This window comes from Chamaesiphon minutus PCC 6605, assembly GCF_000317145.1.
In the GTDB taxonomy this organism is placed as follows: Bacteria; Cyanobacteriota; Cyanobacteriia; order Cyanobacteriales; family Chamaesiphonaceae; genus Chamaesiphon; species Chamaesiphon minutus.
The window spans coordinates 3,240,301-3,254,143 of record NC_019697.1; the positions used below are offsets into that span (position 1 = coordinate 3,240,301).

Annotated in this window: 15 protein-coding genes; 13 read left to right on the forward strand and 2 right to left on the reverse strand. The window is 46.2% G+C overall.

Translation table 11 applies throughout. From position 1 onward, the window contains the following. Positions 1-59: 59 nt before the first annotated feature. Positions 60-1,718 carry a mechanosensitive ion channel gene (locus CHA6605_RS14825; protein ID WP_015160248.1) on the forward strand — a complete coding sequence of 553 codons (1,659 nt, stop codon included), beginning with the start codon at positions 60-62 and terminating at the stop codon, positions 1,716-1,718. A gap of 120 nt (positions 1,719-1,838) precedes the next feature. On the opposite strand, the gene CHA6605_RS14830 is transcribed toward CHA6605_RS14825, so the two are convergent. Then, positions 1,839-3,227 carry an aldehyde dehydrogenase gene (locus tag CHA6605_RS14830; RefSeq protein ID WP_015160249.1) on the reverse strand — a complete coding sequence of 463 codons (1,389 nt, stop codon included), beginning with the start codon at positions 3,225-3,227 and terminating at the stop codon, positions 1,839-1,841. Positions 3,228-3,318: 91 nt separating this feature from the next. Here CHA6605_RS14830 and CHA6605_RS34190 point away from each other — a divergent pair, with 91 nt between their 5' ends. The 12 genes from CHA6605_RS34190 (at position 3,319) to CHA6605_RS14885 (ending at position 13,089) form a co-directional block, all read left to right on the forward strand. Then, positions 3,319-3,471: a hypothetical protein gene (locus CHA6605_RS34190; RefSeq protein WP_157259997.1), complete on the forward strand. Its 153-nt coding sequence runs from the start codon at positions 3,319-3,321 to the stop codon at positions 3,469-3,471. Positions 3,472-3,630: 159 nt separating this feature from the next. Next, entirely contained in the window at positions 3,631-4,764 is a 1,134-nt protein-coding gene (locus CHA6605_RS14835; protein ID WP_015160250.1) for a hypothetical protein, read from the forward strand. Between the two features lie 44 nt (positions 4,765-4,808). After that, the gene (locus tag CHA6605_RS14840) at positions 4,809-5,240 is read left to right on the forward strand and encodes a hypothetical protein (protein WP_015160251.1); all 432 of its coding nucleotides are present in this window, start codon (positions 4,809-4,811) and stop codon (positions 5,238-5,240) included. Between the two features lie 280 nt (positions 5,241-5,520). After that, complete coding sequence (locus CHA6605_RS14845) at positions 5,521-6,498, forward strand: NAD-dependent epimerase/dehydratase family protein (protein WP_015160252.1); 978 nt, start codon at positions 5,521-5,523, stop codon at positions 6,496-6,498. A 183-nt stretch (positions 6,499-6,681) separates the two neighbouring features. Then, positions 6,682-7,128 (forward strand): ATP synthase subunit I, encoded by a 447-nt coding sequence (locus CHA6605_RS14850; RefSeq protein ID WP_015160253.1) that lies wholly within the window; start codon positions 6,682-6,684, stop codon positions 7,126-7,128. A gap of 87 nt (positions 7,129-7,215) precedes the next feature. After that, positions 7,216-7,974 carry a F0F1 ATP synthase subunit A gene (atpB, locus tag CHA6605_RS14855; RefSeq protein ID WP_015160254.1) on the forward strand — a complete coding sequence of 253 codons (759 nt, stop codon included), beginning with the start codon at positions 7,216-7,218 and terminating at the stop codon, positions 7,972-7,974. Positions 7,975-8,113: 139 nt separating this feature from the next. Next, complete coding sequence (gene atpE, locus CHA6605_RS14860; protein WP_015160255.1) at positions 8,114-8,359, forward strand: ATP synthase F0 subunit C; 246 nt, start codon at positions 8,114-8,116, stop codon at positions 8,357-8,359. Positions 8,360-8,541: 182 nt separating this feature from the next. After that, positions 8,542-9,039: a F0F1 ATP synthase subunit B' gene (locus tag CHA6605_RS14865; RefSeq protein ID WP_015160256.1), complete on the forward strand. Its 498-nt coding sequence runs from the start codon at positions 8,542-8,544 to the stop codon at positions 9,037-9,039. Positions 9,040-9,170: 131 nt separating this feature from the next. Next, the gene (locus tag CHA6605_RS14870; protein ID WP_015160257.1) at positions 9,171-9,698 is read left to right on the forward strand and encodes a F0F1 ATP synthase subunit B; all 528 of its coding nucleotides are present in this window, start codon (positions 9,171-9,173) and stop codon (positions 9,696-9,698) included. After that, the gene (gene atpH, locus CHA6605_RS14875; RefSeq protein ID WP_015160258.1) at positions 9,698-10,246 is read left to right on the forward strand and encodes an ATP synthase F1 subunit delta; all 549 of its coding nucleotides are present in this window, start codon (positions 9,698-9,700) and stop codon (positions 10,244-10,246) included. The genes CHA6605_RS14870 and atpH overlap by 1 nt, the downstream gene beginning before the upstream one ends. Before the next feature lie 105 nt (positions 10,247-10,351). After that, entirely contained in the window at positions 10,352-11,872 is a 1,521-nt protein-coding gene (gene atpA / locus CHA6605_RS14880; RefSeq protein ID WP_015160259.1) for a F0F1 ATP synthase subunit alpha, read from the forward strand. 266 nt (positions 11,873-12,138) lie between these two features. Beyond that, positions 12,139-13,089, forward strand: a complete 951-nt coding sequence (locus tag CHA6605_RS14885) for a F0F1 ATP synthase subunit gamma (protein ID WP_015160260.1) — start codon at positions 12,139-12,141, stop codon at positions 13,087-13,089. A 444-nt stretch (positions 13,090-13,533) separates the two neighbouring features. Here CHA6605_RS14885 and clpS read toward each other — a convergent pair whose 3' ends face one another. Continuing rightward, positions 13,534-13,815, reverse strand: coding sequence for an ATP-dependent Clp protease adapter ClpS (gene clpS / locus CHA6605_RS32975; protein WP_015160261.1), 282 nt, complete (start codon positions 13,813-13,815; stop codon positions 13,534-13,536). Positions 13,816-13,843 lie beyond the last annotated feature (28 nt).

Sequence of the window (13,843 nt, forward strand, 5' to 3'; positions counted from 1 at the left end):
ACGATTGTGTTTGAGCCTCACACGCAGTTCGTAATATTTACAACTTACATAGCAAAGATATGAACGAAACTTGGCAACTCATTAGTGCGGGAACCGAAACTAGTCAACTTATTGCTAAACATTGGCTGCTCGCGCAGACCACTATACCAGTCGCTACCCCAAATATTTCGACAACAGGGATTGAAAATCTGGCCAGACAAACTGGTGGCACGATCGGAGCCTATTTACCAAGCCTATTGGGCGCGATCGTGACATTATTTATCGGCTGGATCGTGGCTTTTATTGTCTCATCAGTCGTTCGCAACCTGCTCAAACGCACCGACCTAGATAACCGATTGGGTCGGATGGCAACTGGTAGCTCGAATATGAATACCGAAAAATTAGTCGGAGACATTGTGTTCTGGCTAATTTTTCTATTTGCGGTACTAGCATTTCTCAATGCACTCAATCTAACTGTTGTAGCGCAACCGCTCAACAATGTCTTAAACCAGATTCTGGCATTTATCCCCAAATTAGCATCAGCGGCAGCTTTAGCTGCGGTGGCTTGGTTGGTAGCCACCGCCGTAAAAGCGATCGTCGTGCGGACTGCTGGCACGATCGTGCCAGCGATGTCACAGCGCATGGCTGTCGGCGACAATCAAGTCTTGCCTAGCGAAACCCTCGGCAATGCCTTGTACTGGTTCGTATTTTTATTCTTTCTACCACTGATCCTCGACGTCCTCGATCTCAGAGGCCCCTTAGCACCCGTCCAGAATCTCTTAAACGATATACTCAGCGCACTGCCAAACATCTTTAAAGCAGGTCTGATCGCTCTGGTGGGTTGGTTTGTCGCTCGGATCGTCCGCGAATTGGTGACCAATTTACTCGCTGCGGCTGGAACTGAGAGACTAGCGGCGAAGATCGGCTTAAATAGAGCCGCTCCCGGTCAATCACTATCGGGATTGTTAGGCACGATCGTCTATGTGATGATTTTAATCCCGACAGCAGTTGCCGCATTAGATGCACTGCAAATCCCGGCGATTTCTGGCCCTGCAACATCCATGCTCCAACGAGTATTGGATACCATCCCCCAAATCTTAACCGCAGCGGTAATTTTAGCGATCGCGTTTGTAGTCAGTCAGTTTGTAGGCGATTTGGTTGCCAATCTGCTTAATGGTTTGGGCTTTAATAATATCTTCCGTGCCTTGGGACTGCATACCCTGCATCAATCTACCCTCAGCGATACTCCCGTTACGCCTGTAACCGGACGCGAACTCGTGCCGCCTTCCACCAAGCAGACACCATCAGAGATTGCGGGTTTAGTCGCTCGCGTGGGGGTGATGCTAATTGCGACAGTTGCAGCGACTGAAGTATTAGGAATTCCATCGCTCAACGATTTAGTTCAGGGATTGTTGCTCATTGCCGGACAAGTCTTAGCCGGAGTACTCGTATTTGCGATCGGTTTATTCCTGGCCAATCTCGCTCAAAGAGTCGTCAGCAGTTCTGGTACTCATCAAGCACAAATTCTCGGACAAGTAGCACGGTTAGCAATTATCGCCTTTGTCGGGGCGATGGCCTTACAGCAAATGGGCATTGCAGCTAGTATCGTCAATTTGGCCTTCGGTCTAATGTTAGGTGCGATCGCAGTTGCCGTGGCAATCTCTTTCGGTTTGGGCGGTCGCGATGTCGCTTCCGAACAACTCCGCGACTGGTTGGCTGGTTTCCGCGACAAGCGTTAATTTTCTGACAATAAGTTAATTTTCGCTCCCTCAGAAGTCAGTATCGATACTGGCTTCTGATTTTTTTATCTACTATTTATAGAACCCAATTGGGATCTTGGCGATCGAAAGACGCTGAGCTTAACCAGTCACAATGCCCTTGAGTTGTTTGAGCTTTTGAGCCGTATAGGGGGCATAACGCCAGCCTAAATCTAGCCAAAATTCACGTCTGAGAATACTTTTAAAGTGAGAGAAGGTGTTAAAACTTGCTTTGCCATGGTAGGAGCCGATGCCGCTTTCGCCGACACCACCGAAGGGCAAGGTATTGACGCCAACCTGCATGACGGTATCGTTGATACAGACACCGCCAGAGGAAGTCGCCTGCAAAATCCGCTCTTGCTTTTGACGATCGTGACTAAAAAAGTACAGGGCCAGCGGTTTTGGGCGGGCATTGACTCGATCGATCGCCTCTTCTAGCGTGTCATAGGTCAGAATTGGCAAAATGGGGCCAAATATCTCTTCTTGCATCACTGGATCGTCCCAAGCGACCGCATCGATTAGAGTTGGTGCCAGATAACGATCGTCTGGATTGTAATCGCCGCCGAGGATAATTTCCCCTTTATCTAAAAAGGCAATCAGGCGATCGAAGTGTCGGCGATGGATAATGCGGCCATAGTCGGGACTTTTGGCTGGATTTTCGCCGTAGAATTCTTGAATATAGTGTTTGATGCGATCGACCAAATCGTTCTTAATCTGACTCTGAACCAGGAGGTAATCTGGCGCAATGCAGGTTTGTCCGGCATTGATGAGTTTGCCCCAGGCAATGCGTTTGGCTGCACGATCGAGATGAACATCGCTATCGACGATACAGGGACTTTTCCCGCCCAATTCTAGGGTAACAGGAGTGAGGTGTTGTGCCGCTGCCGCCATCACGATCCGACCGATCGCGGTTCCTCCCGTAAAGAAAATATGGTCGAATTTTTCGGCGAGGAGTTGTTGGCTAACGCTGGCATCTCCTTCGGCAACGGCAATATAGCTAGAATCGAAGGTGTCAGCAATCAGTTCGGCCACCACCCGCGATGTATGGGGAGCGTGTTCGGAAGGTTTGAGCAGAGCACAGTTTCCTGCCGCGATCGCGCCTACCAAGGGCGACATCATCAACTGAAAAGGATAGTTCCACGGGCCAATAATCAGCACCACGCCGAGCGGATCGGGCTGAATCCAAGCCGAAGCGGGAAATTGGTCGATGGGGCTTTTGACCCGTTGCGGCTTGGCCCATGTTTTGAGATTTTTGAGGGCGAGGTTAATTTCACTGATGGTCGCAATCTCAAAGTAAGCTTCAAAAGCTGGACGACCGAGATCGGCTTTGGCTGCCTGCAAAATTGCCTCTTGACGATCGATGATGGCCTGTTTGAGCTTGGCAAGCTGTTCTAGACGAAAGGAGATCGCTTTAGTCTGTTCGGTGCGAAAAAACTCCCGTTGTTGTTGGACTAGGAGGGGAATGGCGGTGGTAAGGAACTGTTGGGGCATGACTAGCGGCTAGGAATCGTTTAGACAATTATAATTTTAGGCATCATATCGGCTCGAGCGGGAGATTCTCACCGAGGCGACACGACCACAAATGGGCATTGCAGCTAGTATCGTCAACTTGGCCTTCGGTCTAATATTAGGTGCGATCGCAGTTGCAGTAGCCATTTCGTTCGGTTTGGGCGGTTGCGATGTCGCTTCCGAACAACTCCGCGACTGGTTGGCTGGTTTCCGCGACAAGCGTTAATTTTCCGACACTAAGTTAATTTCTGCTCTATCAGAAGCCATTATCGAGCTTAAAAAGATCCCGAACGGGTCCTACAGATGTAAGGCGATCGTCACAGAGTATAATCGATCGATGAACTAGAGATAGTCATCTAATTACATAGAGCGGGATGCAGATACCATGAAACCAACCAGCATTAATTCTGGAGTTATTGCCATATTATGTGCGCTGGGTGTGGCAGGAATAGTCGCACCTGCAATTACAGTTACGACACCCGTTACCACTACTAAAACGCCACTACCAGTCAATACGCCGCTACCCACCAAAGTTGTCCCGCCAGCAACCAAAGTTATTCCTAGCACTACCGTAACTCCGACTACCTTACCAGCAACTAATCCTCAGCCTGTAACTACTCCTAATAACCCGCCGCTAGTTGCCGTACCACCCCTCATCCCAGCGACTCTCAAAAACTTCACGAATGTCTACGGACAAGTACTAGGGGTCAAATTTACCCCCAACCAGCAGCAAAAAATTGCCCAACGGCTGAGCAAAGACTGGATGACCAATTTGGGAATGCGGAATACTGTCTTTCAAACCATTGCGCTCGAACCCCAAATCGTTAAGGGTACTCTAGCCGAACGCACTCAAATCCAAACTAAATTAGTCGCAAATCTCCGCCAACAAGCACTCGACGGAGATCGAGATGCACTGTGGCTGGTGTCTTTCTATGATGCCGTACCTAAAAATTGGCTCGCACCTGGCAAACCACCATTAAATCGCATGACTAGCGACATGAGTGCAGAGGTGCTATGTTTTATGATAAATGAGGTCATGGGCAAATCTGTCGCTACTGCCGATACCAAGCTCAAGAATGCGATCGCAGCCAAACTCACGGCTGAATACGCTAAAATTCCCGTCGATACTAAACAGGAACTATCTAGATTACCTACAAATTGGCTGACATTTAAAAGTGGTCAATGGCTTCGACGCGGTGAGTATTTTCGAGAACAAATGCGGGTGCAATGGGGACAAAATCTGGAAGCTTATATTCCCGAAATTAGAGATATAAGTAAACTCAGACGCGATCGATTGGCAAAACTCAAAGCAGATCCTAAGATTCAGTGGAATAAAATTAGCTCGATCCAACGGCAGGTTGTATTTCAAAAATCCGATCTAGAATTTCAAACTAGCCTTCGCACTCTCCCGCCAGTCACAACAGTTCAATTAACTAATTATCTTAACACCATGCAAGTTGGTAATACGATCGGCAATTCGCCTACACGTTATTATTCTTCTACACCAAAAGTTAAGTAGCAATCTGTCGATCGTTTGTTGTAGATCTTGAAGCTCTTATTTATATGCGTCTGTATCGTCCGATCGGCTATCGGGAGCTAGAATTAATTGCCAATAGTCAGTTTCTAGCTTTCCCGCCGCGATTGCCATCTCAGCCGATTTTCTATCCGGTTTTGAATTTAGATTATGCAATTCAAATCGCCAAAGATTGGAATACCACCGATCCAAATTCCGGCTATGCTGGCTTTGTAACCCAGTTTGATGTCGATGATACGTATGTTTTTCAGTTTGAAGTTCAAATTGTCGGTAGCTCTCAAGTTCACAAAGAATTATGGATACCTGCTGAAGACTTAGTAGAATTCAATCAGCATATTTTGGGTGAAATAAAAATTGTTGCTGCTTATTATGGTGACGGTTTTGTTGGTAAAACTGATACCAATACTAATTTACCCATCGCGATCGATCGCTCTATAGAATCGATCGAGTCGGGGATGTAGATTTGCTGAAACTGCTTCAGCATGTAGCCGCAAACGAAAATTATTCACCAATGATTCGAGAAGAAGCCCAGAATTATCTAAACTACCCAAAAGAAAAAAGCACTGCCTAGTACAATACGGCGGAAATCAAGCTACCATATCTGCCCCAACTCCCCGCTCTCTGTCTTGTCTTGTCTCGCTGCTTGGTGCGCTCAACCGATTGATGATGGGTTTTGCCGTACTTTAGCCAAACCACAAATACTCGATATTTAACAGCATCTACTCTCTACCCTCTAATTAAATGCGTATTCTTGTAACTGGTGCCAGCGGTTGTGTCGGTCATTATATTAGCGAAACCCTGATCCAAAATACCGATTACGAACTATTTCTCTGCGTCCGCAACCCTGCCAAATTGCAAGTAGATACGAACGCACGTCCTGGTATCCATGTCATTACTGCCGACATGATGGAAATTGAAAAACAAGCTGAGTTACTGAAAACGATCGAGGTTGCCGTTTTGACAGCAGCAGGTTGGGGCGGACAGGAAGCATTTGATATTAATTATACAAAAACTCATGCTTTATTCGATTTGCTCGACCCGCAAGTGTGTCAGCAAGTTATCTATTTCTCGACTCAAAGCGTGCTCGATCGCCAGAATAAATTACTGCCAGAAGCAGGTAAGATCGGGACAGATTATATTGTGTCCAAATACCAGTGCTTGGACAAATTAACTCGCGAGCGCAATGCTTCTAATAGTGCCAAAAGTATTGCCTCAAAAATTACTACAGTTTTTCCTACTCTCGTATTTGGTGGCGATGCAACCAAGCCCTACTCTTATCTCTCTGCCGACTTACCAACTATTTCTAAATACGCTGGACTATTGCAATGGTTCAGTGCCGACGGTAGCTTCCATTTCATTCATGGCAAAGATATCGCCGAAGTCGTCAGACATCTCATCACCCATCCCGAAATTGCTGATAAATTCGATCGCCGCATCGTTTTGGGCAATCAACTAGTCCAGGCAGATGCTGGTATCAAAGAGATTTGTGCCTACTTTGGCAAAAAAAGTCTTTTCCAGATTCCCCTCTCGATCGGGCTGACCAATTTCTTTATTAAGCTATTTAAGATTCAAATGGCTGAATGGGATCGCTTTTGTCTGAATTATCGCCACTTTAGCGCGACTAATCCGGTCAGTCCCGCTACCTTTGGCTTGCCCACCTACGCACCTACAATTACCGATATTTTCCGCACGCGCGGTCTGACGAGCACCGCTAAGTAGCCGACTCAGCCAAACTGTCCGTGAGTAGTACCAAATTGATAGCTGTAGGCGATCCCCCACTCACAGTCTCATCTCTAGGCGATTTAGCGCAATTCTCAGCCGATAAATTTTTTTTAAGTATTGTTACCTGTCGGTGATACAATCGATGATGGTCGATTCGGGATCGAATAACACTAAACCGCTGTGAAATCTACTGACGAAACACCTCAACTGACAGAATTATTAGTTAATGAGGCAACTACACTTGATGAATCTAGTGTAACTCAATCGTCAGAGAACTCGATGGGTGAGTATCAACAGCTCAAACAAGAGTTGTATCTGATTACTCTAGCAATTACTGCTGTGGCATTTGCTGCTGTGGTTTATTTCTATGGTTTGAGGGTCGCTGGCAATTACCTATTGGGTGCAGTTACTGGAGTAGTGTACTTGAGACTGCTAGCCAGAGATGTAGACCGCCTGGGTACTGAAACTATGAAGCTCAGCCTCAATCGTCAAGCACTAGTGGTAGTCTTGATGCTTGTTGCCGCCAAATGGAACCAGTTGCAAATTCTGCCAGTCTTTTTGGGTTTTCTGACCTACAAAGCCGCGTTGCTGGTATACCTAGTGCGGATACTCTCGATCGCTGACTAAAATCTGTCGAATTTAGTCGAGCAACAAGATCGACCACCAATTGCAAAATATTTTGCTTGGTAAATAATCACTGGAAACAGCTCCTAGATGCACATGTTAGATGGTTTAAACATCATAAATTTCCTGCCCTTGGCGGCATTGGATGTCGGTCATCACTTGTATTGGCGACTAGGGAACCTCCAAATCCACGGTCAAGTGTTTCTGACATCTTGGTTTGTGATTGGCTTGCTGCTAATTGCGGCAATTGCTGCGACTCGCAATGTTCAGCGCATTCCCCGTGGGATTCAAAACCTGATGGAGTATGCCTTGGAGTATATCCGCAACTTAGCCAAAGACCAAATTGGTGAGAAGGAATATCGGCCTTGGGTGCCATTTATCGGTACCTTGTTTTTATTCATCTTCTTATCCAATTGGTCGGGTGCTTTGCTGCCGTGGAAGCTAATCCACTTGCCATCCGGCGAACTAGCTGCGCCAACCAACGACATCAACACTACGGTGGCATTGGCATTGCTGACGTCCCTAGCTTATTTTTATGCAGGTTTCCGCAAACGTGGTTTGGGATATCTGGCTAAATATATCGAGCCGACACCAATCCTGCTGCCAATCAACATCCTTGAGGACTTCACTAAACCGTTATCACTAAGCTTCCGTTTATTCGGAAACATCCTTGCTGATGAATTAGTGGTAGGCGTACTAGTTCTACTAGTTCCGTTTATTATCCCGATTCCAGTTATGCTATTAGGGTTGTTTACCAGTGCGATTCAAGCATTGGTATTTGCAACACTAGCTGCTGTGTACATCGGTGAAGCGATCGAAGGTCATGGCGAACATGAAGAAGAACACTAAAATTTAGCGAACAGTGAGTAGTGAATAGTAAATAGTGAATAGTCTGAAGACTCCCAACTCCGAACTCCCAACTCCGAACTCCCAACTAAATTAATCTCAACTAATATTCTCTCAATCAATTTTTCAAGGTAAATACATCATGAATCCTACTGTTGCTGCTGCTTCTGTTATCGCTGCTGCTCTTGCTGTCGGTCTAGCTTCGATCGGTCCTGGTATCGGTCAAGGCAACGCTGCTGGACAAGCTGTTGAAGGGATTGCACGTCAACCCGAAGCGGAAGGCAAAATTCGCGGTACGCTTATTCTTTCCTTGGCGTTCATGGAATCCTTGACAATCTACGGTCTGGTTGTCGCGCTGATTCTCTTGTTTGCTAACCCTTTCTCCTAGTCCGCAAGTCAACGATCGGGGGAACGGACAGTGAAGAGTTGGTCAGTCAAGCATTACAGACAGTTTGGATAGTTAGTAATTTCGATCGCTGTAGTTCAAACATGTTCGATCGCCACCTGACTACCGATTTCTGGGCTGCCGATTTCCTCCTGAGCTAAAATTTTCAAGGAAAGTATATAAAGATGATCCCACAATGGACACTACTGCTGGTACCAGCCGCAGTAGAAGAAGTAGCCGAAAAGGGTAAACTGTTTGACTTTGATGCTACCTTGCCGCTGATGGCAATCCAAATTGTCATCTTGGTTGCAGTATTAAATGCCCTATTCTATAAGCCGCTGGGCAAAGTATTAGACGATCGCGACCAATACATTCGCGGTGGTTTAGGCGATGCCAAAGCCAAACTCGCCGAAGCTGAAACGATCGCTAAAAAGTACGAAGCAGAACTAGCCGATACCAGGCGTGAAGCTCAAGCAGTCATCGCTACAGCTAAAGCTGAAGCTCAAAAAATCGCTGCTAGTCAACTTGCTGAAACTCAACAAGCGGCGCAAGTTCAACGCGAACAAGCCCAAGTTGAGATCGATAAGCAAAAGCAGTCTGCTTTTACTGCTTTAGAGCCTCAAGTAGAAGCCCTCAGCCGTCAAATTCTGACTAAGTTGTTGGGAGCTGAGTTAGTTAAATAAAATAACCTGCTAGCCAGATTAAAACAGTTAGTAGCGAACAGTTAGTCGGAAACCTAAATGTAACCGATCGCTAGTCGCTGGTAACAAATGACCGATACGCCTGTCGAATCGCCCAGTTCTAGCACATATATATGATGGGAAATTTCTTATTCCTCGCCACCAGCGAAGGTGGCGGTTTCAGATTAAATACAGATTTTATCGAAGCCAATTTAGTTAACCTCGTTTTGGTCTTGATTTTTGTATTTGTCTTCGGGCGCAAACTCTTGACAGAAATTCTCACCGAACGCCGTCTGGCGATCGAAACTGCCATTCAAGATACGGAAGCTCGGCAAAAACAAGCCATCTCCGCCCTAGAAGTAGCCAAGAAAAATCTGGCTCAGGCACAAACAGAAGCTGAGAATATCCGCAAAACGGCAACTATCAGTGCCGAAAACGCCAAAGCGGAAATCGCAGCCAAAGCTGCTGCCGATATTGAGCGAATGAAAGAACTCGCTGCTGCCGATACCAATACAGAGCAAGATAAAGCCATCGCCGAATTGCGTGCGCGGGTGACTAAACTTGCTATGGAGCGGGCAGAATCTCAACTCAAAAACCTCTTGAACGACTCCGCACAAGCGCAGTTGGTCGATCGTAGTATCGCTCTGGTAGGAGATAAGTAATGAAAGGTAGTGCCATGGGTAGTATCGTACTCACCCCTTACGCAGATGCGCTGATGTCCCTCGCTCAGTCTCAAAACCTGGTCGATGAATTTGGTGACAATTGTGCCGCTTTGTTAGAGCTGCTCGATGAATCTCCAGAACTGACTCAGATCTTAGCCAATCCGATCGTCAAGATTGCCGATAAAAAAGAAATTTTAGGTAAAATTGTCGGCGGCAAAGTTCACCCATTCATGTCCAATTTCTTATCGATCTTAGTCGATCGCCGAAGAATTGGCTACTTGGCCGGAATTTGCCAGCGGTATCAAGCCATGATGCGCGACCTCAGAGGAATTGTCTTGGCTGAAGTCACCAGTGCAATCGCGCTAACTGACGCCCAAACGCAATCTATCCGCGATCGCGTCCAAGGCATGACTGGCTCTAGTAGTGTCGAAATCGCCACCAAAATCGATCCAGAGATTATCGGTGGAGTCATTATTAAAGTCGGTTCTCAAGTCATCGACTCCAGCTTACGCGCTGAAATTCGCCGCTTGGGTCTGAGCATTGCATAGTAGGCAATAGGGAATAGGGGATAGGGATTTAACCGAGCGTTAAAAAACCTAAAGCCTAAAGCCTAAAGCCTAAAACCTATAGAAAACATCAGTAAAGAGATAATTATGATTAGTATCAGACCTGACGAAATTAGTAGCATTATTCGCCAGCAAATCGAACAATATACTCAAGACGTTAAATCATCCAACGTTGGTACAGTACTCCAAGTCGGCGACGGTATCGCCCGCGTGTATGGCTTGGATAAAGTCATGTCTGGAGAACTCGTTGAATTTGAAGATGCCAGCGTGGGCTTAGCTCTCAACCTAGAAGCCGATAACGTCGGTGTGGTATTGATGAGCAACGGTCGGGAAATCCAAGAAGGTAGTGCCGTTAAAGCAACTGGTAAAATCGCGCAAATTCCTGTCGGTGACGCAATTGTCGGTCGAGTAGTTGACGCATTGGCTCGTCCGATCGATGGTAAAGGCGATATCGCGACTTCCACCACCCGCCTGATTGAATTCATGGCACCTGGGATTATCGAACGTCGTTCGGTATACGAACCCATGCAGACTGGGATTACCGCAATCGACGCGATGATTCCTGTCGGACGCGGACAACGGGAACTGATCATCGGTGACAGACAGACTGGTAAAACCACCATCGCCGTCGATACGATCGTCAACCAAAAATCCGAAGATGTCATTTGCGTTTACGTCGCGATCGGTCAAAAAGCGTCCACAGTTGCTAACATCGTCAACGTACTCGAAGAAGCTGGCGCGATGGCTTACACCATCGTTGTAGCGGCAAATGCTAACGATCCTGCTACCCTTCAGTACTTCGCACCTTACACTGGTGCGGCGATCGCTGAGTACTTCATGTACCAAGGTAAAGCGACCCTGATTATCTATGATGACTTGTCCAAACAAGCTCAAGCATACCGTCAGATGTCCCTCTTACTCCGTCGCCCACCCGGACGCGAAGCTTATCCCGGCGACGTATTCTACATTCACTCCCGCTTACTAGAGCGCGCTGCTAAACTCAGCGACGAACTCGGCGGCGGTAGCATGACAGCTCTACCGATCATCGAAACTCAAGCAAGTGACGTATCCGCGTACATCCCTACCAACGTAATTTCGATTACCGACGGTCAAATCTTCCTCTCCGCCGACCTCTTCAACTCCGGTCTGCGCCCAGCGATCAACGCAGGTATCTCGGTATCCCGCGTAGGTTCCGCAGCACAAACCAAAGCAATGAAAAAGGTTGCTGGTAAACTCAAACTCGAACTTGCGCAGTTTGATGACCTCCAAGCCTTTGCCCAATTCGCATCCGACCTCGACCAAGCGACCCAAAATCAACTCGCTCGTGGCGCGCGGTTACGCGAAATTCTCAAGCAGCCTCAGTACTCGCCACTATCGGTCGCCGAACAGGTTGCCGTAGTTTATGCAGGCTTAAACGGCTACCTCGACGATATCGCTGTTGATAAAGTCGTCGGTTACACCACCGCACTCAAAGACTACCTAAAAAATAGCAAACCTGAGTACGCTCAAACCATCAAAGACAACAAAATGCAGTTGACTGATGAAGCCGAAAATCTGCTCAAGGCTGCATTAGTTGAGTGCAAAAAATCCTTCTTAGCCGCAGCTTAGAAATTAGGGGATAGGGGATAGGGAATAGGGAATAGAGACGTGTGAGTGGGTGTTTCAAAGCATAGAATAAGAGCTGCACAAAACATCTACTTACACATCTTTTAAACCTAGTCTATTAAACCCGATCCCTTTTTTCATAAAAATTATAGATAAAAATATAGTGGAGATCGTTCTCAGGAATTAAAACCACTATCCCCTATTCCCTATTCCCTATTCCCTTTCTTAACTAAGCACCAAAAACCTACAACTAAGAACTCTTATAAAATATGGCTAACTTAAAACTTATTCGCGATCGAATTCAATCAGTTAAAAATACTAAAAAAATTACCGAAGCCATGCGCCTAGTCGCAGCAGCTAAAGTACGTCGGGCGCAACAACAAGTTATCGCCACTCGTCCTTTTGCCGACAGATTGGCACAAGTTTTATATAGCCTTAAAAATCGCCTCACATTTGCCGATGCTACTTCACCTTTCTTGCAACAACGCGAAGCAAAATGCGTGGGCATCTTGGTCGTAACAGGCGATCGCGGCTTGTGTGGCGGTTACAATAGTTCGATTATCAAAAAAGCCGAACTGCGCGCCAAAGAACTTAAAGCCCAAGGTTTAGACTATAAATTTGTCACCGTCGGACGCAAAGCTACTCAGTATTTTCAACGCCGCAATCAACCTATCAGTGCTAACTACACGGGTTTAGAACAAATCCCGACTGCTGCTGAAGCAGGTAAAATCGCTGATGAATTGCTCTCGCTGTTCCTCTCCGAAAATGTAGACCGAGTAGAGCTAGTTTATACTAAATTCGTCTCGCTGATTTCGTCTCGCCCAGTAGTTCAAACTTTATTACCCTTAACTCCGCAAGGCTTGGAAGTTCCAGACGATGAAGTTTTTCGCCTGACTACTCGCGGTGGTAATTTCAGTGTCGAGCGTGAAAAAATCGATACATCCGTGCAACCACTACCCAGCGATACAATCTTCGAGCAAGATCCCAATCAAATCCTGGATGCACTCTTACCTCTGTATCTTAATAATCAACTCCTCCGCGCGCTTCAAGAATCCGCCGCCAGCGAACTAGCAGCTCGGATGACAGCGATGAATAACGCTAGCGACAACGCCAAACAATTGATCGGTTCGCTGACACTCAGTTATAACAAAGCCCGCCAAGCCGCCATTACCCAAGAAATTCTCGAAGTCGTCGGCGGTGCTGAAGCACTTCAAGGTTAAATTTGATTTATTAATTATGAAAAAATGTGCCTGAAACTAACTTCAGGCACATTTTTTTGTTTGGGTTCGATCGAAGAAGTGAAATGACTTAAAAGTTAGGTGATGGAGGATACTAAGTTCATTCAGTGTCATATTCTAATGATGTTATTGACACAAATTAGTACTTTTATAACTAACCACAAAATATCGTTGGTTTTAATGTCATAGGTTGAAATGTAATTAAATATATATTTGTCAATATTTTTAGTTATTTACTGAGAAAATTCACACGAATTAGCTCGCCTGTCAAAGAGTCTTTGTCTCTTAATGTTTTCTTGCTCGATCGCCCTAAAGCTTCGCATAAATTAGATGGCGAGATTGAAGCTTTAGATAGATTAATAGTTCAGAGCATCAATCTCGATCGATTAAAATCAATAATGGCGATCGACCGTCGCCGATCGACAATTACTCGGCAGGCTCGATCGTGCTAGTTAGACCGTGACTTTTGAGGACATCACAGTAATGTTCGGCATGTTCTTGATTGCAGACGATCACCAAAGCCATTTCATTCTGATGTGCTTCCATCATCACACTAATGGCCTTAGTTTCAGACATATGGGGAATGTTAGTCATTAATACCTGAACCACATGTTCCATGCTATTAAAATCATCGTTATGAAGCAGCACGCGGTAATTGGGCGCGAGCTTCCGAGATGTCGAACGCTGTTCGATAGTTTCAACAGACACGCTTTAATTTCCTCTTTTAAGTAGAACT